Origin of the sequence: Syntrophotalea acetylenivorans (genome assembly GCF_001887775.1) — a bacterium.
In the GTDB taxonomy this organism is placed as follows: Bacteria; Desulfobacterota; Desulfuromonadia; order Desulfuromonadales; family Syntrophotaleaceae; genus Syntrophotalea_A; species Syntrophotalea_A acetylenivorans.
In genome coordinates this window covers 1,924,696-1,944,918 of record NZ_CP015519.1, presented here as the reverse complement: position 1 = coordinate 1,944,918, position 20,223 = coordinate 1,924,696, and the positions used below count along the sequence as shown (strand labels likewise).

At 56.4% G+C, this 20,223-nt stretch carries 19 protein-coding genes; 2 read left to right on the top strand and 17 right to left on the bottom strand.

From position 1 onward, the window contains the following. Positions 1 to 250 precede the first annotated feature (250 nt). Together asnS and A7E78_RS08905 are read left to right on the top strand one after the other, a co-directional pair. A complete protein-coding gene (gene asnS / locus A7E78_RS08910) occupies positions 251 to 1,657 on the top strand; it encodes an asparagine--tRNA ligase (protein WP_072283888.1) in 1,407 nt (468 codons plus the stop codon). A 58-nt stretch (positions 1,658 to 1,715) separates the two neighbouring features. Further along, a complete protein-coding gene (locus A7E78_RS08905) occupies positions 1,716 to 1,898 on the top strand; it encodes a DUF4177 domain-containing protein (RefSeq protein ID WP_072283887.1) in 183 nt (60 codons plus the stop codon). Positions 1,899 to 2,170: 272 nt separating this feature from the next. On the opposite strand, the gene A7E78_RS15050 is transcribed toward A7E78_RS08905, so the two are convergent. The 17 genes from A7E78_RS15050 to A7E78_RS08825 form a co-directional block, all read right to left on the bottom strand. Beyond that, positions 2,171 to 2,347 carry a hypothetical protein gene (locus tag A7E78_RS15050; RefSeq protein WP_158516091.1) on the bottom strand — a complete coding sequence of 59 codons (177 nt, stop codon included), beginning with the start codon at positions 2,345 to 2,347 and terminating at the stop codon, positions 2,171 to 2,173. A 133-nt stretch (positions 2,348 to 2,480) separates the two neighbouring features. Beyond that, positions 2,481 to 3,446: a tryptophan--tRNA ligase gene (gene trpS / locus A7E78_RS08900; RefSeq protein ID WP_072283886.1), complete on the bottom strand. Its 966-nt coding sequence runs from the start codon at positions 3,444 to 3,446 to the stop codon at positions 2,481 to 2,483. Positions 3,447 to 3,717: 271 nt separating this feature from the next. Next, positions 3,718 to 3,951 (bottom strand): hypothetical protein, encoded by a 234-nt coding sequence (locus tag A7E78_RS08895; protein WP_072283885.1) that lies wholly within the window; start codon positions 3,949 to 3,951, stop codon positions 3,718 to 3,720. A 106-nt stretch (positions 3,952 to 4,057) separates the two neighbouring features. Continuing rightward, a complete protein-coding gene (gene lon, locus A7E78_RS08890; RefSeq protein WP_083552931.1) occupies positions 4,058 to 6,505 on the bottom strand; it encodes an endopeptidase La in 2,448 nt (815 codons plus the stop codon). Between the two features lie 116 nt (positions 6,506 to 6,621). Further along, positions 6,622 to 7,491 carry a type II secretion system protein GspN gene (gene gspN, locus A7E78_RS08885; RefSeq protein WP_072283884.1) on the bottom strand — a complete coding sequence of 290 codons (870 nt, stop codon included), beginning with the start codon at positions 7,489 to 7,491 and terminating at the stop codon, positions 6,622 to 6,624. After that, positions 7,488 to 8,027 (bottom strand): type II secretion system protein GspM, encoded by a 540-nt coding sequence (gene gspM, locus A7E78_RS08880; RefSeq protein WP_072283883.1) that lies wholly within the window; start codon positions 8,025 to 8,027, stop codon positions 7,488 to 7,490. The genes gspN and gspM overlap by 4 nt, the downstream gene beginning before the upstream one ends. Then, positions 8,024 to 9,415: a type II secretion system protein GspL gene (gspL, locus tag A7E78_RS08875; RefSeq protein WP_072283882.1), complete on the bottom strand. Its 1,392-nt coding sequence runs from the start codon at positions 9,413 to 9,415 to the stop codon at positions 8,024 to 8,026. The genes gspM and gspL overlap by 4 nt, the downstream gene beginning before the upstream one ends. Positions 9,416 to 9,421: 6 nt before the next feature. After that, positions 9,422 to 10,336 carry a type II secretion system minor pseudopilin GspK gene (gene gspK, locus A7E78_RS08870; protein ID WP_072283881.1) on the bottom strand — a complete coding sequence of 305 codons (915 nt, stop codon included), beginning with the start codon at positions 10,334 to 10,336 and terminating at the stop codon, positions 9,422 to 9,424. Further along, positions 10,333 to 10,935 carry a type II secretion system protein GspJ gene (locus A7E78_RS08865; protein WP_072283880.1) on the bottom strand — a complete coding sequence of 201 codons (603 nt, stop codon included), beginning with the start codon at positions 10,933 to 10,935 and terminating at the stop codon, positions 10,333 to 10,335. The genes gspK and A7E78_RS08865 overlap by 4 nt, the downstream gene beginning before the upstream one ends. Before the next feature lie 9 nt (positions 10,936 to 10,944). Continuing rightward, on the bottom strand, positions 10,945 to 11,319 hold the full coding sequence (gspI, locus tag A7E78_RS08860; RefSeq protein WP_145924872.1) for a type II secretion system minor pseudopilin GspI: 375 nt from the start codon (positions 11,317 to 11,319) through the stop codon (positions 10,945 to 10,947). A gap of 7 nt (positions 11,320 to 11,326) precedes the next feature. After that, positions 11,327 to 11,857 carry a pilus assembly FimT family protein gene (locus A7E78_RS08855; protein ID WP_072283878.1) on the bottom strand — a complete coding sequence of 177 codons (531 nt, stop codon included), beginning with the start codon at positions 11,855 to 11,857 and terminating at the stop codon, positions 11,327 to 11,329. An 82-nt stretch (positions 11,858 to 11,939) separates the two neighbouring features. Further along, entirely contained in the window at positions 11,940 to 12,380 is a 441-nt protein-coding gene (gspG, locus tag A7E78_RS08850) for a type II secretion system major pseudopilin GspG (RefSeq protein WP_072283877.1), read from the bottom strand. Positions 12,381 to 12,435: 55 nt separating this feature from the next. Then, positions 12,436 to 13,647, bottom strand: coding sequence for a type II secretion system inner membrane protein GspF (gene gspF / locus A7E78_RS08845; protein ID WP_072283876.1), 1,212 nt, complete (start codon positions 13,645 to 13,647; stop codon positions 12,436 to 12,438). A gap of 2 nt (positions 13,648 to 13,649) precedes the next feature. After that, a complete protein-coding gene (gene gspE / locus A7E78_RS08840) occupies positions 13,650 to 15,347 on the bottom strand; it encodes a type II secretion system ATPase GspE (RefSeq protein WP_072283875.1) in 1,698 nt (565 codons plus the stop codon). A 16-nt stretch (positions 15,348 to 15,363) separates the two neighbouring features. Continuing rightward, positions 15,364 to 17,913: a type II secretion system secretin GspD gene (gspD, locus tag A7E78_RS08835; RefSeq protein WP_072283874.1), complete on the bottom strand. Its 2,550-nt coding sequence runs from the start codon at positions 17,911 to 17,913 to the stop codon at positions 15,364 to 15,366. An 80-nt stretch (positions 17,914 to 17,993) separates the two neighbouring features. Next, a complete protein-coding gene (gene gspC / locus A7E78_RS08830; protein WP_072283873.1) occupies positions 17,994 to 18,857 on the bottom strand; it encodes a type II secretion system protein GspC in 864 nt (287 codons plus the stop codon). Between the two features lie 349 nt (positions 18,858 to 19,206). Continuing rightward, positions 19,207 to 20,193 (bottom strand): hypothetical protein, encoded by a 987-nt coding sequence (locus A7E78_RS08825; protein ID WP_072283872.1) that lies wholly within the window; start codon positions 20,191 to 20,193, stop codon positions 19,207 to 19,209. Between the last annotated feature and the right edge of the window lie 30 nt (positions 20,194 to 20,223).

The following is a 20,223-nucleotide window of genomic DNA, read 5'->3' as shown; positions in this document are numbered from 1 at the left end:
ACGGTAAAATAAGCATTCACTAGCGCTGCCAGATTAAACCAGAGAGCAAGCATTTGCAACAGCTAGCAATGGCTACCATCTGTCTTCAAGTTGTTTCTTCACCGCCGGGAAAATCGCGATTACAATCGGGAATTTTGTGATACCTTCTCGACTTGATCCGCATTTTTGATTTACTCTGTGCCCTGGGATAAATAGATGATGTTCTTTTGGACAGAATACCGATCGAACAGGCAACCAGGAGTTGAATGGAATGAATAATTTTATCGGCAGGCGGCAAACTCGTACCCGCATCAAGGAGGCCTTGGCTGCTGAGGGTGCCAGGGATCGAATTACCGTGCGTGGTTGGGCACGTACCGTGAGGCGCGGCAAGGAGGTGGCCTTTATCGCACTGAATGACGGTTCTTGTTTCGCCTCGCTACAGGTGGTGCTCAGTCCCGAACTTGAACACTATGAGGCAGCGGTGCGTTGCGGTACCGGCGCTTGTCTGGAGGTGGAGGGAGCTTTGGTCGCGTCCCCGGCAGCCGGCCAGCGTTGGGAGGTGCATGCCCGGCAGGTGAGGTTGCTAGGGAGCAGCGACGCCGATTACCCACTACAGAAGAAACGTCATTCCTTCGATTTTTTGCGTTCTATTGCCCATCTGCGGCCCCGGGCCAACGCTTTTGGCGCGGTGTTTCGCGTGCGCAGCGCTTTGTCCTTTGCGATTCATAATTTCTTCCGTGAACGAGGTTTCCTCTACGTCCATACACCAATCATTACCGCCAACGATTGCGAAGGAGCCGGCGAGATGTTTCGGGTCACCACTCTCGATGCTTCAGCGCCGCCGCATAGTGAGGGTAACATCGACTGGAGTCAGGACTTTTTCGGCGACCGGACCGGTCTGACCGTCAGTGGTCAGTTGCAGGGGGAGCTTTTTGCCAGCGCCTTTTCCGATGTTTATACCTTCGGTCCGACCTTCCGTGCCGAAAACAGCAACACCAGCCGTCATGCGGCTGAATTCTGGATGATTGAGCCGGAGATGGCCTTTGCCGACCTGGCCGAGGACTGTGCCCTGGCCGAAGACTTTCTTCGCTACCTGGTGACCTTTGCCCTGCAGGAGTGTGGGGAGGATCTTGTCTTTTTCAATGAGCGAATTGAAAAGGGGCTGCTTGATAAACTCGAGGCGTTGGCTGCCGCCGAGTTTCAGACGATGAGTTACAGCGAAGCGGTGCAGCGGCTCGAAAAGGCCGGCCGCAGTTTTGAATTTCCGGTGGCCTGGGGGGCGGATCTGCAGTCGGAGCACGAACGCTACCTGACTGAAGAAGTGGTCGGTGGGCCCTTGTTTGTTACCGACTATCCGACCGACATCAAAGCTTTTTATATGCGCCAGAATGACGACGGCAAGACGGTGGCGGCCATGGACCTGCTGGTGCCCCGGGTTGGCGAGATCATCGGCGGCAGCCAGCGGGAAGAGCGTCTGGACGTTCTGCAAGGAAAGATGACGGCCTGCGGCATCGATCCGCAACACCTCTGGTGGTATCTCGACAGTCGCCGCTGGGGTAGCTGTCCCCACGCCGGTTTCGGCCTCGGCTTTGAGCGGTTGCTGATGTATGTCACAGGCATGGAGAACATCCGCGACGTGATCCCTTTTCCCCGTACACCGGGCAACGCGCGATTCTGATGTTTAAATTTCATAGGACCTGTAAGTCATATGGGCCTTATGTTGAAGGGAATTACCGATGGTGGAATACAAGGTCGTCGAAACCAGCCTGGTGACGGACGAAGCTCTGGAAGAGATCCTCAACGAGTGGACCGCAGCCGGCTGGCATTACGAAAGCATCCAGTTCGCTATGCGCGAGGCCAGCAAACGGCCGGCCATGGCATTCGTGCTTTTCACCCGTCAGAGCAGCGCAACCGATTGAGACAGATTTCTTGTTTCAAAAACTAGGTCCTTAGCCCAAAAACAGTACCTGAAAGCTTGAACCACGAAGCTCACGAAGTGCACGAAGGATAAAGCTAAAGCAATAGAAGACCACAATAGCTTGTTTTATAAGTATTTCTTCGTGTTCTTCGTGTCCTTCGTGGTAAAAATTCAATTTGGTTGTCCACTTGCCCCAGTGCATCGGTTTTCGAAAAATTGGGGGCAACGTGAATAAGGTGCATAACCAGAAAGAATTATATGATGGCGACGCCATCAGTCGTCCCAGTCTTCGATTTCTCGGTAGATGATGGTCTTTTTGGGATCGGAAGAGGGCGTTGCGCCGCAGATTTCGCAGGTCGGCTCCAGAGGTTCGTCTTCGAGTAATTCTTCAGAACCGAGCTCGACGGGTTTGCCGGTGCAGGTGCAATACCATTTGCGATAGATGCTCATGGGGCCTCCTCATCGGTTCAGCGAAGGGTTTCTCCTATAAAGTATCCATTGTACCTGCTATCACTATAACAAAAGACGGCTGCCGAGTATCTATCGGCAGCCGTCTATTTTTTTACTATCTTCCGGACCGGTCTTAATAAATGAGGCCGGTCTTTTTTCGCACCTTGCGCAGGGTTTTCGAAGCGGCCCAGCGGGCCTTCTGCGCTCCATCGGCCAGAATTTTCCGCAAGGCCTCCTTGTCGGCCAGCAGTTCCTTGCGTCTTTCGGTGTAGGGAGCGAAAAAGTCTCGCACTGTCTCAAACAGCTCCTGCTTGACCTCTCCGTAACCGAGTCCACCCGCCAGATACCGCTGGCGCAAGGCCGCCTGTTGTTCTTTGTCCAAAAACAGCCGATAGATCTGAAAGACATTGCAATTGTCCGGATCTTTAGGTTCCTCCACCGGGGTTGGGTCGGTAACAATGCGCATAATCTGCTTACGCAGCGGCTTGTCGTCGAGAAACAGATCAATGGTGTTTTTGTAACTTTTGCTCATCTTCTGGCCGTCCAGTCCCGGCACCGTGGCCACCTGGTCGTCGATCTCCGGGTCCGGCAAGGTGAAAGTATCACCGTAGTGGTTGTTGAACTTGATGGCGATGTCGCGGGTGACTTCGACGTGTTGTTTCTGGTCCTTGCCCACCGGCACCGTTTCACTCTGAAACAGCAGGATATCGGCGGACATCAGCACCGGATAGGCGAACAAGCCATGATTGGCGGCGATCCCCTTGGCGATCTTGTCTTTATAGCTGTGGCAACGTTCCAGCAACCCCATGGGAGTGAAGTTGGACAGAATCCAGGTCAGTTCCTGTACTTCGGGAACGTCGGACTGCACCCAAAAGACGCTCTTCTCCGGATCGAGGCCCAGGGCAAGGAAGTTGGCGGCTGCCTCCAGGGTGCCGGTTGCCAGAGCTTTGCCGTCGCTGAGACTGGTCATGGCGTGGTAATTGGCGATGAAGCAGAACAACTCCTGATGCTCCTGGTAGTCGATCATCTTCTTCATCATGCCGAAGTAATTGCCCAGGTGCAGGGAGCCGGAAGGCTGAATGCCGGAAAGAACACGCATGTTCGGTACCTCGTCGTAAGACCGGATGCCTCATGAATAACCCGGTCCAGGTTATAGAGCAGTTATAAAAAAGCCGCGGGCAGTGAAGGCCGCGGCTTTTCTTGTTGTAAAGACCGCAAACCTTTATGGTTCACGGCGAACTGTCGTTCTGGGTGCGCGAACCGGATCAAACTGTGAGCCGGCGCCACCAATAGTAAAGTATATGCAGAATATCCAGAGTAAACATGGTCGCTTACGTTATCAGGTCCGTAATGGTCCGTCAACGGCCAAATCAGTTTTGGTCGGCGCCACCGGCTGGAGCGAACATGCTGGCCATCTGCAACAGCTGGGACAGTTCGATGCCGCTCTCCTTGAGCAGGTTGACGAAGATCGGGAAGAGCTGCATCAAAAACATCTGGTCCTGCATAGCGTCTTTGGCCAGTTCCGGCAGGGCATCGAGAAGAAAGGCTTTTCTGGCTTCGTTATCAAGGGCCAGTACGGCCTCTTTAAGTTCTTCTGGGGTCATAATCGGGGTATTTCCTCCTTGGTTGATGTTGGGAGACGTTCATGGCTGAGATGGCTAAGCAAAAATATCGACCTACAAGGCATAGGCGGGATTTTTTGCGCCGCCATCAAACCTCGCCAAAAGCGACCCGATAGACGTCCCGGTAATCCTGGGCGAAATGGACTTCGAGTCCCTCTTTTAGATAATCGGGCAGTTCGTCAAAGTTTTTACGGTTTTCTTCGGGGAAGATGATCTTGGTCAGACCGGCCCGGCGTACGGCGATGGTTTTTTCTTTCACGCCGCCGATGGGCAGTACGCGGCCGGTAAGAGTCAGCTCGCCGGTCATGCCGAGTTTTTTCACCACCGGTTTTCCGGAGATCATCGACAGCAGGGCGGTGGTCATGGTAACCCCGGCCGAAGGGCCGTCCTTGGGCGTGGCACCAGCCGGCACGTGCAGGTGGATGAAGTGTTTGTCGAAGAAATCCGCATCGATCCCGTATTCCTGGAGGTGAGCCATCACATAGGAATAGGCGATCTCACTGCTCTCGACCATGACGTTGCCCAGTTGTCCGGTCTGCTTAAAACCCTTGTTTTTGCTCGGCATAGCCGTCGCTTCGATTTGCAGGGTGGCCCCGCCCATAGCCGTCCAGGCCAGCCCGGTAACGACCCCCGGGACCCCTTCGAAGAGCTCTTCCTTGGTGAAGATCGGTTTGCCCAGATATTCCTCAATATTCTGTTTGCCGATGGTGATGCGCTCCGTTTGCCCCTCGGCAAAGGCCATGGTCGCTTTGCGCATGATTTTCTTGATCAAATTCTCCAGAGAGCGCACACCGGCTTCACGGGCATAGCCGTCGATAATGGTACGTAGAGCGTCCTTACGTATCGTGATCTGGGACTTTTTCAGGCCGTGGTTTTTCAAGGCCTTGGGGATCAGGTAGCGACGGGCGATTTCCAGTTTTTCCTCGAGGATATAACCGGACAGACGGATGATCTCCATGCGGTCGAGAAGGGGAGCCGGAATCGTATCGAGGGTATTGGCCGTAGCTACGAACAGCACGTTGGACAGATCGAAGGGAACGTCCAGGTAGTGGTCGCGGAAGGTGGCGTTTTGCTCCGGGTCGAGGACTTCGAGTAAAGCCGAGGCCGGGTCACCCTGAAAGGAGGCGCCGATCTTGTCGATCTCGTCCAGCATCAGCAGGGGATTGGCGGTGCCGGCACTTTTCATGGCCTGAATAAAACGGCCGGGCATGGCGCCGATATAGGTTCGGCGATGCCCCTTGATTTCCGCTTCGTCCCGCATGCCGCCCAGAGAAAAACGATAGAAGGACCGATTCAGGGCACTGGCGATGCTTTTACCGACGGAGGTCTTGCCGACCCCGGGGGGGCCGACCAGGCAAATGATCGAACCGGAAATATCGCCCTTCATTTTGCCGACGGCGATGAACTCGAGAATCCGGTCCTTGACGTCCTTGAGGCCGTAATGATCCCGGTCGAGAACTTTTCTGGCCCGGGCCAGGTCGTAGGAATCCTTGCCGTACTTGCCCCAGGGCAGGATGGTCAGCCAGTCGAGGTAGTTCCGGGAAACGGTGTACTCGGGTGAGGACGGATCCAATAGACGAAGTTTTTCGATCTCTTCGTCGATGGTCTTTTGAGCTTCTTCGGTAAGAATCAGTTTCTGCAAGCGTTTCTGGAATTTTTCGATTTCGCTGGTCTTGCCTTCTTTTTCCAACCCGAGCTCTTTCTTGATTTCTTTGAGCTGTTCGCGAAGGAAAAAATCCCGCTGTTGTTTAGAGACCTTGGCTTCAATCTGCTTGGAGATCTTGGTCTGCAAGCGGGAGACTTCCAACTCCTTTTTCAATAGCACCAAAACCTTATCGATGCGTTTTCGAACATCGAAGGTTTCGAGAATCTGCTGTAGCTCCGGCCCGTCGCTGGAGGTGAGGTTGGCGGCGAAGTCGGACAACCGACCCGGATCATCCATGCTCTGCCGGTTGAGAAACAGCTTGATCTCCTCCGAGTAGAGGGGGTTGATCTGCACCAGCTCCTTGAGGGCGGTGATGATGGCCATGGAATAGGCCTGCATCTCGGCGTTGACCGACAACTCGGTAGCAAAATGGTAAGTGACGTGGGCAAACAGTCCCTGCTTGGAGGATAGAACCTCATCGACACTGAACCGCTCCAGGCAGTTCATCAGCAGATGAATGCTGTTTTCGTCCGTGTGCAAGACCTTCATGATCTTGCCGACCACACCGACTTGATACATATTCTCTTCGGAATCGGGTTCTTCCGGGTCTTTGGCCAGTACAAAACCGATGGTTTTGGTCGGGCTTTCGGAGGCCCGCTGGGCCATGGCCAGCTGTTGTTTCCCGCTTAGCACCATGGGTACCAGAGTGCCGGGAAAGGCAGGCCGAGGTCGCAGCAAGATGATGGGCAGGGTTGGCGGCAATGCATCGCTTGCCAAAACCAGGGCATCCTGGTTTTCAAATTCGTCATGCCCTTCTTCGGGGTCTGTCAGGCCGTCTGCACTATCGAAAACAGGGGGAATGTTTTCAGGTGTTTCCTGTTCGTCGCTCATAGGTTTCCCTCTCCTTGAAAATGCCGTAATAGGATAACGGCAAACTAAGCATTGCAAGCAGGAATGTCAACCGCTTAGGTCGTGTAGGACATTATCTGTGCGGATGTCGTAGTTGCTTAACGAAGGGTCGGCTGCTGCAGGTTGCCTGACAGGCGCACGCGGCGGCTGCCATTTGGAGCGCTGCTGCCGATTAACGATAGTAGTTCGCTCAATGTCGGGTCGAGACCGGTCCCGGGCCGCAGTTCGAGGGTCAGATTGAGCCGGCTGGTGGCCGGTGATGCCCCGATCATGATGGTTCCCTTTCCGCTGCCTTCTAAAACACCGCCCTGCAGGGATAGCTTTTTCAAACGCAGGGTCTTGTCCTGTCCTTCGGCTTGCAATACCAGTTGACCAAGATCGAGACTGCCGTCTTTTACACCATAGGACTCCAAGCCGGAAAGCCGTATCCGGCTGAGGGTCAGGTCAAGGTTTTTAGCGCCCGGTAGTTGTAGCGGTAGCCGGCCGTTGAAGCGGCTGTTCTGTATTACTCCCTGAAGTGACGCTCCACCATTGACCTGCAACGTTTCCTGTACGGTTACCCCGTCGGCCAGAAGGTTAGTCTGGCCGTTACGGCGGGAGGTTCCGTTGAGGGTGCCACCATTCAGGTCGGCGCGAAAGCGCAGGCCAGGGGCGTCGCCCAGCAATGAAAACCACAAGGGCGAGATTCGTACCTTTCGTAAAGGCAGAGAACGGTTGTACGGTTCGGCAAAGGATAAATCAAGCTGGCTGCAGGACAGGCCGGGGGGAAAGAGTAGTTTCGGTGGTGAAAGTTGCGCCTGTAAACCGTAGACCTGAGCAAGTTCCAGTTCCAGGCGGGCTTTTAAGGTACGACTGGGAAAGGCCCAGTAAAAGCTGATCAGTGCGGCGATAATAAGCAGTGCCGGAGCCAGCAGCCACCAGCCGAGGCGTTGGTCGAATAGCCGCCGCAAAGATGTTGTGCCGATCATGAACTCCTCCGATAGCTGGCAAAGGTTATCGTCACGTCGAGCAGATCGCGGTCATCGAAGCGTGGCTTGATGCGCATGGATTTGACCAGCATCGGCGCCGGTGCGCTGTCGGCTGCAAACAGGAGTTGTACCAGCTGGTTAAGGCGAATTTTTTCCAGTTTGACTTCGACCGCTTCTTCACGAAAGCCTTCCAGGGTGGCAGCAGGTTGCGGCCGCATGGCGGTCAAGCTGTCGCGCCCGGCCAGGCGGATACTGGTTGCTTCAACGAAGGATAGCAGCGAAAAATCCCCGCTATCAGCCAACCGTTGTTCGCTGGCGGTGAGCTGTTGTTGCAATTGCTGGTATTCCTGGCTCAGTTGGCGAACTTCAACCAGTTGCCGTTGTTTCGAGGTAATTTTTTTGTCGAGTCGCTCAAGGGCTGCTCGATAGGGGGCGACGATGCCGAAGATGAACAGCAACACGACGACGATCAAAGCGCCTGCCAACAGTGTCACTCGGTCTCGCGGGCTGAGCTGTTTGAATTGATTCAGGTTCATGGTTTGCCCCCCCCGATAAAGGTGAGGTTGAGCCGAAAATCGATACCTTTATTGTCGATGCTGGTCTTGGCGTCGCTGATCTGGGCTTCGCTGAACAGAGGCGACTGTTCCAGGTTGCGGGCGATGCGGTTGATATTATCGTAGGAATCGGTGGAGCCTTCCAGGCGCAGACCGTCGGCACTGTAGTTAAAGTGGCCGATGTCCACGCGGATGTCTTTGGGCATACGAACAGATATTTCCTGCAAGACGGCCAGGGCTGAATCGTTGCTGTCGACTCCGAGCAGTCGCCCCCTGTTGCGCAACTGTCCGATGGCCTGACGCATCTGCAGAGGAATATCAACGATGGTTGGAGCTTTGGGCAGAGTGTTTCGAAAAAGGGTCGTTAACTGTTGTTGCAGGGCTTCGACCCGTTTCGCTTTGTGGGCGTACCCGAGCCACGCGGAACCGCCGGCGATGGCCAGGGTCAGGGCCAGGATGGCACCGGCTATCAACATTTTTTTCTTCAGCGCCGCCCATTCTCCCTTGAGAGCAAAGTTGCCGCGGCGGAAGTTGCCGCCGTCTTCCCGATCAGAGCGCAGGGCACGCCAGGCCAGAGTCACTGCCGGCAGAAATTCGGCGGCCACCGGTTGGCCTTCCAGCGTCCATTCGGGGATTTCCGCTTGTTGCCCCAGCTGGCGTAAGCCTTCTACAAGGATCGGGTCTGCTTGGGAGCCGATTAGGTAGAGGGGGAGCCCGCCTAATCGGTGCTGGGCTTGCAACATGCGGCTCTGCTGTAGCAGCCAGGGAGATCGCTCCGGACCGTTGGGAATCTGTGAAAAGAGTCGATAGTCAACAGTATGCCCCTGTTGCAACAGGGCGATAACGGTTTCCTCCTCACGCAGCAGGACCACGATAGCCATTTCCTCACGCTCGGCCAGAGCCGGCGGCATGGCGAAGGGAGCCACATCGAGTAGCTGCAGGGGGATTTGCTCGGCCTCGAAAGGCTCTAAAAATGCCGCTATTGCCGCTTCCGGCACGGCGCTGGCGGCCACCCGGCAGCCTTCATCTTCCGGTTGCCGGAAATGGGTCACAATCATGCACTCCTGATCGGCGACAGGCAACTGTGCGGCCATAGCGAACTGGAGGGCCTCCTCGATTTTTTTCGGATCGGCAAAAGGATAATCAAGCCAGCGGGAAAACCCGGCAGCGGCAGGCAGGGCCGCAGCCAGTCGGTCGCCGTAGATGCGGGTGTCCCCGGTTAATTCGCCCAGAGCTTGACGCAGCTCCTCCTGGTCGGACCAAGGGCGCTTGTCGGTCGCGAGGAGGTGCGGGCCGTCTGTGTCGTGACCGGCAATGGCCAGCCGTACCCAGCCCCGGTCGATGTCGATGCCGATAAATCGTTTGTCCATGAGCGGTCAATCAACCTTAAAATAGAGGATTTGGTTTCCGTCCTTTTTAATGTCGGCCTTCAGGGTACTTATACCGGCGCCGGTCTCGGCCCAGGCCGTCACGCGATAGCTGGAACTGCTGACCTTGATGTACCGGAAGATGAAACCATAGCTTTGTTCCATTTCCGGAAGATCCTTGAGCTGTCGAATCGCCGTTAAGGGCGACTGCTGACGGGCGTTTATGATAGCGTCTGCCGCCTCCGATTCCATTTCGGCGGCCAGAGCCAGCAGCAACTCTCGGCTGGCCGTATTCACATTAACCAGCCGGTCGCCCCAGATGGTGACATGGGGAGCGAGTTGTTTATAAATCTCCGGAGAAAAGCCTCGGACTTTGAGCAGTTCCGGCAGCTCGTCGAAGGCGCTGTTCTTAACCTGGTAAGGGTTCGCCAGCCCCAGATAATAATCCTTTTCGGCTCCCAGATCTTCGGGGTCGTCATCCGGGTCGAGCCAGTCGATCAGGGCCGCAGTCAGATCGGCGCCCTCGTTAATTTCCAGCCTTTCAAAAAGGCGAATCAGGCGTTCTTTGATCACAACATCGGTGTTGCCCTGGCTGGTGACCAATCGGTTGAGGTTGAGACGGCCGTCGTGATCCTCGATGCTGATGGAGACGACGCCGTCGCCCACCGGATAGCCGCTGATGGCCTGGGCCCAGGTTTCATCCCGGCTATCATGGTCATTGTTGTCCTCTTGCAACAGCATACGGCCGAAACGAACCCCGCCCTTCGCCAGATAATAGGCTTTAGTTCGATCGCGAAAACTTTCCGCCAGGCGCAAGTCGACCAGGGTCGAGAAAGCGAAATCGCTGAGCAGGGCGGTGAGCAAAGTAATCACTACCAGTACCAATAAAAGGACCGTGCCCTGTTCCTCTCGCAGGCGATTCATAGGCTTTTCTGTAAGGGGGCCAGCTCAATGGCCGTCAAAAAGGGCAACAATCCGTCGGCCCCTTTGACCGTCAAGGTGAGCTCCACCAAATCGGGCAGCCCGGCTTGTTCTGAGCTGCGCCATTCCGGTTGCCAATCTGTTCCACGGCGAAATCGCAATTGCAGATTTTCAATTCCGGCTGCCAATCGTTTTTCCGGTCTTTCGCTGGCCGGTTGATTATTGAGCGGATACTCGTCCCGTAGCAGGACTTTTTCACCATCCGTCTCTTCGGCTAATCGGTAGCGAACCACAACAATGCCGCTGCCGCCGGAAGCGGGGGTGGCGGCAGTAGTCGCCAGTTGCAGGAAAGTGGCACCGTTCTCGTCCTGGCCACCGGCGAAAAGGCTGTTTGCGGATGTAGCACTGTAGTAGGCGCCGCGCAGCTCCCTCGCCATGCGTTCGTTAATCACGCGAGCCAAATGAAAGCTTTCGCCGTCGCTGCTGAGGCGGTCGCGGGTGCGACTGACCGAACTGACAATACCATAGGTCGTGGTCAACAACAGGGCGCTGACCGTTACCGCGATGAGCATTTCTATGAGGGTAAAGCCTTTGTCGGTCATGGCTTCCTCTTATTGCAGCAGAAAGGAGGTCAGGTCGACCGCCTCATTGTTCTGTTCGTTGCCCCAGGCGACAATTACTTTCACCTCAATAATCGATGGCAGGGGTGTCTCGGCGACGGTAAAGTGCCAGCGATAATTTTCAAAGGGTGCTGCAAAGGATTCAGCATCTTTCTCTTCAGGCAAGCCGGAACTTTCAAATTCGGCCATTTTGTACTGGGCCAGCATGGTCGCACGCGTGGTCTTCTGCAGGCGATCATGGACGTCGATGGAGCGATTTCCCAAAGACAGCAACGCCATCAGCGCGGTGGCCACAATGACCAGGGCGATCATCACTTCGAGCAGGGTAAATCCCCCTGGGGCAGTGTTGTATCGAGGCCGTTTCACGCTCTTATTAAAACTCCCGGTAGCCGTCGTAAGTTTCGCTGATCCCGGTGAGAGGCATCAGGCGCACAGTCGACTCGGCTTTATTGTCCGCTTCCAGGTGAATCACCGTTTCCTCCAGCCAGCCGGCGGGTAAGACGCGCGTTGTTACCGTCTGGCTGCTGAACTTGCCGCGGCCACTGATACTGATGTCTTTAATTTTGGCCTCTCCGGCCGGTGACCGTTCCCGGCCGGGGCCTGCCAGGGTGATCAGTTCGCCATCGGCTTCCAGGCGTTGAGCGAAAAATACCTGGCGTTGTAGATCAAACACCAACCGGTGCTCCAGACCGGTAAGAGCGGCTTCGTTATAGCACCAGCGTGTCATGCCGCTGATGCGGCGACCCGTCGACCGTAAATCCCTTGCTCCTCCACCGCTAAGCAGTGGTACGGTCAATCCGGCAAACAGGGCGATGAGCAGGGTGACCACCGCCAGTTCGATCAGGGTGAATCCGGAGTGGCCAGTGCCCCGTGTGGTTGAGCGTGACAATGAATTCTGAGTCATTTTGTGTGCTGTCAAGGCGCTGCTAACGCATGCAATGCCCCAAAAGGCCAGAATGGGCAGTCAGGAACAGCCGCGCGAAACACTAATCCAGCTCCCAGCTATTGACATCGGCATCGTTTCCTTCGCCTCCCGGTTCGCCGTCGGCGCCATAGGAAATAATATCGTATCGATCATGCACACCCGGAGACAGGTAGATATAGGGGCTGCCCCAAGGGTCGATGGGGACCTTCTTCAGATAGGCATCCTCCGGATAGCGACCCGGGATGCGTCCCGTCTCGGGTTTCACCACCAGGGCCTGCAGACCCTGCTCGGTGGAGGGGTAAAAGCCGTTGTCGAGCTTAAACAGACCGAGGGACTCTTCAATCCCCTTGATGTCTACGGTAGCCTTGGTGCGCCGGGCTTGCTCCGGACGTTCGAGGATGCGCGGGACCACGATCGCGGCGAGAATGCCGAGAATGGTGACCACTACCAGGATTTCGATAAGGGTGAATCCCCGTTGGCATTTGCCGATATGTCGATTCATTATTTCAACTCCTTGCCTGCTATTTAGAATTATACCCGAAACCTTAAACGTGCTGCTAACCCATGCCCTGGCTGGCTTGAAAGATGGGTAGCAGGATAGCCATGACCACGACTCCGACCACGCTGCCCATGACCAGAATCATCAGCGGTTCCAGCAACGGCAGCAGGGCGGCGATGGATAATTCCACCTGCTGTTCATAGCTTTGCGCCGCTCGCAAGAGCATCTTCTCCAGCTGACCGCTCTTTTCACCGGCTGCCGCCATTTGTACCAGCAGGCGGGGAAAGACCCCGCTCCGTTGCAGGGGGGCGGCCAGCCCTTCGCCTTCGCGAATACTGACGGCGGTATCGGCCAGCGCCCGCCGCAGGATTTTGTTGCTGATCAGGCCCCGGGCGATGTCCAGGGCGGTGAGCAGGGGCACGCCGCTTTGGAGCAGGGTTGCCAGGGTGCGGCTGAGCCGGGCGGTGGCGGTAAAAAGGTTGAGCCGTCCGATAAGGGGTAGTTGCAGGGCACGGCGATGCAGGGCCAGAGAACCCTTTTCGCTGCGGGCGTAGCGCCGCAGGAAGATAACCGCCAGGATGGCCAGCAGCAGTAACAGCCACCAGCTGCTGGAGAGCAGGTTGCCGGTCCCGATCAACAAGCGGGTCATCAAAGGCAATTCCATGCCGAGATTGTCCAGCATGCGGGTGATTTGCGGCACGACAAAAACGAAAAGCAGCAGCAGTACGGCGCTGCCGACCAGGCCCATAAGAGCGGGGTAGGTCAGGGCCGCCCTGATGCGACTACGGGTACGGGCCTGGTTCTCTTGCAAGTCGGCCAGTTGGGTGAGTACCTGGTCGAGAGTGCCGCTGCTTTCCCCAACTTTCACCATGTTGACGTAGAGGGGCGAGAAAATTTGTCCCTGAGCTTCTAGAGCCTGGTACAAGGACGAACCTTGTACGACCTCTTCACGTGCCCGGTTTAAAGCCAGGGCCAGGGCCGGCCGATCGATTTGTTCGGCGACGGAGGCCAATACCTCATCAAGGGGCAATCCCGCCCCGAGAAGGGTTGCCAGCTGACGAGTGGCAGCGGCCAGCTCCAGCAGAGGAATGCGTCGGCGCTGCCAGCGGAAAGAGGCGCGGGGGCTTTTGCTGGAGAGTTCCTGCACCTCGGTGGCAAAAATCTCCTGGCTGCGCAGGGTTTCCAGAGCGGCCCGCCGACCGGGAGCCTCAAGGGTTCCGGTTATCTTGGCACCGCTGGAATCGAATCCGCCGTACTCGAAGCGGGGCACGATCAGGTCTCCTCTTGTGTGACGCGCAAGACTTCCTCGATACTCGTTTCACCGGCCAGGGCTTTGGCGATCCCGGCTTCGCGCAACGAGGTCATGCCGGCTGCCAGGCTTGCCCGCTTGATAGCGCCGGCGTCTTGATTCTGCAGCAACAGGTCACGCACTTTTTCATCGATGGTCAGTAACTCATAGATGCCGCTGCGGCCCCGGTAGCCGATGTCCATGCACTGATCACAACCGACCGCACGGTAAAGCATGCTTCCCGTCGGCAGTTCCTGCGACAGTCCGGCTTCCCGTAACAGCTCGGGACTCGGTTGGTAGGTCTCGCGGCAGTGGGGACAGAGATTGCGCACCAGTCGCTGGGCCAGAACGCCGACGATGGAGGACGCTGCAAGAAACGGTTCGATGCCCATTTCCACCAATCGGGTCAGAGCGCCGGCGGCGTCGTTGGTATGCAGGGTGGAAAAGACCATGTGGCCGGTCAAGGCCGACTGAACGGCAATCTCCGCTGTCTCCGTATCGCGAATCTCGCCCACCATGATGATGTCGGGGTCCTGACGCAGGATCGAACGCAGTCCGGCGGCGAAGGTCAGTTCGATCTTGGGGTTGACCTGGATCTGACCAACCCCTTCGAGCTGATATTCAATCGGATCTTCGACGGTGATGATGTTCTTTTCCCGGCTGTTGAGCAAGGAAAGGGCGGCATAAAGGGTGGTGGTCTTGCCGGATCCGGTCGGGCCGGTGACCAGGAAGATGCCGTGACTCTTGCGAATCATGCTGTGAACCTGCCGCAGAAGCACGGGGCCCATGCCGATCTCTTCCAGGGTCAGAACGTTGGTGGACTTGTCCAGCAGACGCAGCACGATTCGTTCGCCGAAAGCGGTGGGTAGGGTCGAGACGCGCACATCCACATCTTTACCGGCGATACGTACCCCGAAACGACCATCCTGGGGGAGACGTTTCTCGGCGATATTCAGGTTGGCCATAATCTTGATACGGCTGCTGATGCTTGCCTGGGCCTTGGCTGGCGGCCGCAATACCTCATACAGGATGCCGTCGATGCGATAGCGAACCACCAGGTCGGTTTCAAAGGGTTCGATGTGGATATCGCTGGCCCGTTCCTTATAGGCCTGGGTCAGCATGCTGTTGACGAAGCGGATGATCGGACCCTCGTCGGAGGCGTCCAGCAGGTCGGCGGGTTCCAGCTTGCCGAGCTGGTCGCTGCTATCACTGTCGCTGATTTCTTCAGCCACGTTTTGCGCCTTGTCGGCGTGCTGCTCGTAGCCCCGGTTGATGGCTTGGAGGATCTCTTCAGCACTGGCTACGACGATATCCGGCTGGCAGCCGGTCAGGGTGGTCAGGTCGTTAAGGACGCGGCCGTCCAGAGGGTCGGCAATTGCCAGTTTAAGACGGCCGTTGTTGCGTTTAATGGGAAAAATGCGGTGCTCTTTGGCGAAGGCGATGGGAATAAGTTTCAGCAGTTCATCTTCGGCCGGCTCGGTGATCTGATCGCAAAAAGGGAGATCCAGTTGCAGGGCAAGGGCCCTGGCCAAGGTAGCTGAGTCGATGGCTTTGGCCTGAATCAACAATTCGCCAAGACGCAGCTGGCTCTGCTGCTGAGCAGTGAGCGCTTGCTCGATAGCTGCGGCCGGGACGCTGCATTGTTGCTGCAGAATTTCGCCGAGTGGCTTCCAGATACTCATAAATAACTGCTTGTGGTTAGCGGGTCGACGCCGACGAATCGTTGCTCTCAATGGGAGCATAGAGCAGGTCGTTGCCGAGCAGTTCAGCCGGAATCAGCGGCGGAGCCCCTTCAGGCCGGAAGGCTTCCATGGCTCGGCTGCTCCGGCGGGTTACGGCGGCCAGATCGTCCTTGTCCTTGATGATGCGCGGAGTAATAAAGATCAGCAGGTTGACCTTGCTTTCGATTTTGGTGCTGTGCTTAAACAGCCAACCGAGCACTGGGATATCGCCGAGCAGCGGTACCTTGCTCTCGATATCCTGAACGTCGTTGCGAATCAGGCCGCCAAGGACCACGGTCTGACCATCTTCAGCCAGCACCGTATTGCGCAACAGCCGCTTGGTCAGGGTCGGGCCGATGGAATCGACATCGCCGATCTGGTTTTGGGCGATGCCGGTGATTTCCTGGAAGACATTGAGCCGCACCAGGTCCCCCTCGGTGATCTGCGGAGTAAAGCGCAAAGTCAGAGCGACGTCCTGCCGCTCCACGGAAACACTCTGGGCCAGACTGTCACTACCGCCGGTGTCGGTGAGCCGTTCGGTGATGATCGGCACATTGGCGCCGACGATGATTTCGGCTTCTTCGTTGTCCGAGGTCAGCAGGCGGGGGGCCGAAAGAATGTTGACGTCGTTGTTTGTTTTCGACAGGTCGATCAGGGCCGAGAAGGCTGGTATGGTGATCACGTTGCCGTCCGCGCCTTCCACGCTGATCGGGCTGAACAGACCGCCCAGAAGGATGCCGTCGATGGCTTGGCCGAGCACGCTGGGCAAGGTACTGTCATCGGACGCGGTGAAATCGCTCAGTGAGGCCGGGCCGAGGCCTTGGTTGGTGCTGATGTTTACGACTCCATCGCCGACTTTAAAGGCACCCTGCAAGGAAGCACCGAGTTGTTTGGTGGCATCCATGGAAAGTTCAAGGATCAGGGTTTCGACATAGACCTGTTTCCGTTTGATATCGAGTTGGGCAATGATTTCCCGAACCTGTTCGTAGTCCTCCGGGCTGCCGTTGATGATCAGGGCGTTGGTCGGTTTGTCGGCGGTGATGCTGAGGTCTTCACTCAAGGAGGTGGAACCCGACTGACTGCGGCCGTTGCGAACCACCCCTTTTTTGCCGGCAACGATATGGGTGAGCGTTTCCGCCAGTTTTTCAGCGTCGGCGTTCTCCAGGTAGTAGACATTGATCGGCGATCGGTCCTCGGTCGGCTTCTGGTCAAGGCGGTTGACCAGCTGGCGGACCGTTTGCAGATCTTCTTCGCTTGCCATTACCAGCAACGAATTGGTGCGGGGATAGGGCAGCACCTGGCTGGTGGCTCCCTGCTGGGCAGACTTGCCGTTTTTTCCTGAGGATGCCTTGGGTCCGGTTTGGCTGAGAACGGTCTGGCAGATTTCCGCGACTTCTTCAGCGTTGGCAAATTCCAGAGAAATGACTTCCAGGCGGTCGACAGAGCTGGGTACGTCGAGGCGGCGGATAATTTTTACCAGGCGCTCAATGTTGGCGGCACTGTCGGTGATGATCAGGGTATTGGCCGGCGGATAAGAAACGATATTGCCTGTTTTGGGGATCAACGGCGCCAGCACGCTGTTGGCCATGGTTTCCGCATCGATATGTTGCAGCCGTACCAAGCGGGTAACGAATTGCTCGCCGCTTGTTTGTCGACCGTCAGCCAAAAGGGGCAGGTTGGTCTCCTTGGCGTCCTTGTCGCGAATGATTTTATGGACCTTGCCTGAAGGGATGACTGTGAAGCCTTTAACGCTGAGGACCGTCAGAAAGAGTTGATAGGCTTCGGCCCGGGACATGCCTTCCGGGGTGATGACTGTGACCTTGCCTTTAACAGTGTCGTCGTAGACAAAATTACGCCCGGTCAATTCGCTGATGGTTTTAATCAGATCGGCAAGCTCGATGTCGGTGAAGTCCAGAGAGACATCGCTCCCTTCGGTTGGCTTGGTGGTCACTGCACTGCTGCGGACCGCAGCGGCTGGCCCGTTGACTGTGGCTTCCGCAGGCAGGGCAAAGGGGTCCGTTTTAGCAGCATTGTCGATAGCCAGATCTTCCTTTGCTGAACCGTCAACGGTGCTCCAGAGGATTTCCAGGGCCTCGCCAGTAGAGACAACGGTATGTTCCGGCACGGCATGGGGAGCATCGAAGACAAACCGGGTCTTGTCCGGGTAAATGCCGACTCGCATTTGGCTGAAGGCGCCCTGCATGGCGAACTCCCGTTCAGTAAAAGCAGGTTCGACATCGTAGATGTCGACCACCAGGCGTGGCGGGCTGGGCAGGGCAAAGTAGCGGTACTTGACGATCTGACCATCGGTGATCAAGGTGGCGCCAGTCGGGTTGACCCGGGCTTCTTCAACCAGGGTAGCGGCCGGTCCCTCGGTTGCTGGCAATGCTTCAGCAGACAGCTCCTCGGCGCAGGCCGCCAGAGGCTGTAATATCACAAGGCTCACGAGCATCGCTGCCAGTAGCGGTAACAGCGTGTGCAGCAGTCGGGTGCGGTCGGCTTTCGGCCTCAATGATGAAAGTAACATTTCACCGGGCTCCTTCCCTTTGCGGGAAATGAAATTTATAGGAATTATAACCGGATCAACCGGGTTAAGCCTCTGACGAATTAATCAACTTCATAACTGTAGGTGAGGGGTTCTCCCCTGCGCAGCAGATTGACGGAAACCTTTTTCGCTTCCCGTAATTGCTGAAATACCTGTAGCGCTTTTTCCGGACTGTCCAGAGGCACGCCGTTGACCTCTTTGATCAGATCCCCCCGTTTGATGCCAAGCTTCGCTACCAGCGAGTTGGAGCGCACCATACGGACCAGAAACCCTTGAGTTACTCCGCCGACAATTTTCGGTTCAAGGCGCGCCGACTTGAGCAGTTGATTCATGTCGGCACGGGCTTTCTCGATCTCGTTGCGGCTGATAAGCCAACGATTCTCACCGGCGGCGCGAACGCCTTGGCCGTTGCTGACTTTCGGTTTGGCGCTGACCGTTGGAGCCTCATCGCTGACGAGCAGTTCCTGCTCGGAACCGTCGGGCCAGCTGATCAGAACCCGCTTTCGGTCGATCTGTTTGATGCGGCCACCACCTGGCAGCTCTTCGTCAAGGTGCAGCAGGGTTGTTTCCTGCTCGACGGAAAGCAGCGCAGAAGATTGAGCACCTGCAACCATGGTGCCTAACAGCGTCAAGTTAGCCCTGCGAGCGGTGGCTTCTGCCGAATCGGCTAAAGCGGCCCCCTGCAAAGAGCCGGTTGCCGGCCCCCGGGAATCGAATATGTTGCGTTGTAGTATCAATTCATAAGCGCTCAAAGGCAGATTGGTTGCCTTGGGCGCCGGGGCGGCGCTCTTTTCCCAAGCTCCGGATAAAGGCTTGGCGAGCCAGATATCGGTACTCACTGCGGTTAAATGGCCAATAGCGGCCCCGAATAGGAGCGGCAGCACCAGGTAACAGACCCAGAAATATTTGTGTACACTAGCCAGCATGGCGATGACTCGACTGCGCTCAGGGCTCGGTTGGCCTGCGCAACCCCCTGGTTAGAATGTTGCCGATTGAATATTGGGTTTTGCCCTATCAAGTATACTTGCTAAATCAATGGCTTGAAGGCTAAAAAAGAAAAAAGCCGAATTTTTAATACGTAAGGATAAGCTTCTTGTCCAGGTACATATCAAATGCGCGGTTAGTTTATGCATTCGCAAAAACTTACTATGGATGGCTAAGCTAAAATTCGTTCTACAAGTCCTGGTGTTTTTCAGGGGAATAGGCCATACATCTAGTATGTCGAGGTCCTGAAAAAACGCCGTAACGACGTAGAGTGGACTTTTTGCGACACCATCAAAACTGATAGCCCAGGCTGAGCAGTGTCGAATGGGAGCGCCAGTTTACCTCGTTGAGGCGGGTCTTGCTGCGGCCACCACCGGCGGCATAACTGTAGCTGTTTCCGTCATCCGCCTGCCAATCCTGGTAGTCGTAGCTGAGTTCGAGCAGCCAGGTGTCGCTCAACTGGTATTCCAGTCCCAGCCCCAGGGTCAGACCGTGGCCGTTGGCATAATGGCGAAAGCTGACCGGATGGGCCAGGTCGTCCCGCAGATTCCAGTCGGCTTTGGCTTCGTAGTCGGCGAAGTGCCAGGCGAAGGCTCCACCCAAGGTCGCCCGCTCGTTCAGTTGCCAGGTCAGGTCGGTGCCGAGCCAGGGACCCCACCATTTCGTATCGTAGCTGCTGTCGAGACCAGAGATGGGGCCAACTGCCGGCGGAGGATTGGCGCCGATGGATGCCGCCAGTCCTGCATCTCTCAACGTTTGTTGGCCGTCGCTGATTTCCAGGTTTTGCTCGTGGTAAGACCAGCCGACCAGAAAGGCCATTGCGAGCTTGCCTTGCCAGAGTTTGATCTGAGGGCCGGCGGCGATGCTCAGGTCAAGGGTGTTCCCGCCGTCGCCACAGTTTTCCGAACGGGAGAACTCTGAAGAACGATTGTTGCCGGCGTAATCGCTGTCCCGGTTGTCGCCGTTGACAACCCAGCCGTAGGCAGCCGAGCCCTTCAGGTAAAGGGAGAGCTTGGGCCATTTTGCCGAACCGAACCAGGTTTGGCCTTTGGCCTCGGTCTGAAATATATCCAATTCATCCCATTCGAGCTCGGAGAGCACATCGGGACTGCCGCTGGGGTGGGCAATGTTCCAGTCCAGCTCAGCGCTGCGATAGCCGCTGCCCAATTGCAGCTCAGCTCCCTGGAAAAAAACCGTTTGTGCTTCGCAGTTGCTTTCTCCGAGCCCCAAACCCATCAACGAAAATAGAAATAAGGTACAAAAAACCCTGTAATTCAATGTGTCGGCCCCTTCAGTAAGCGATCAATG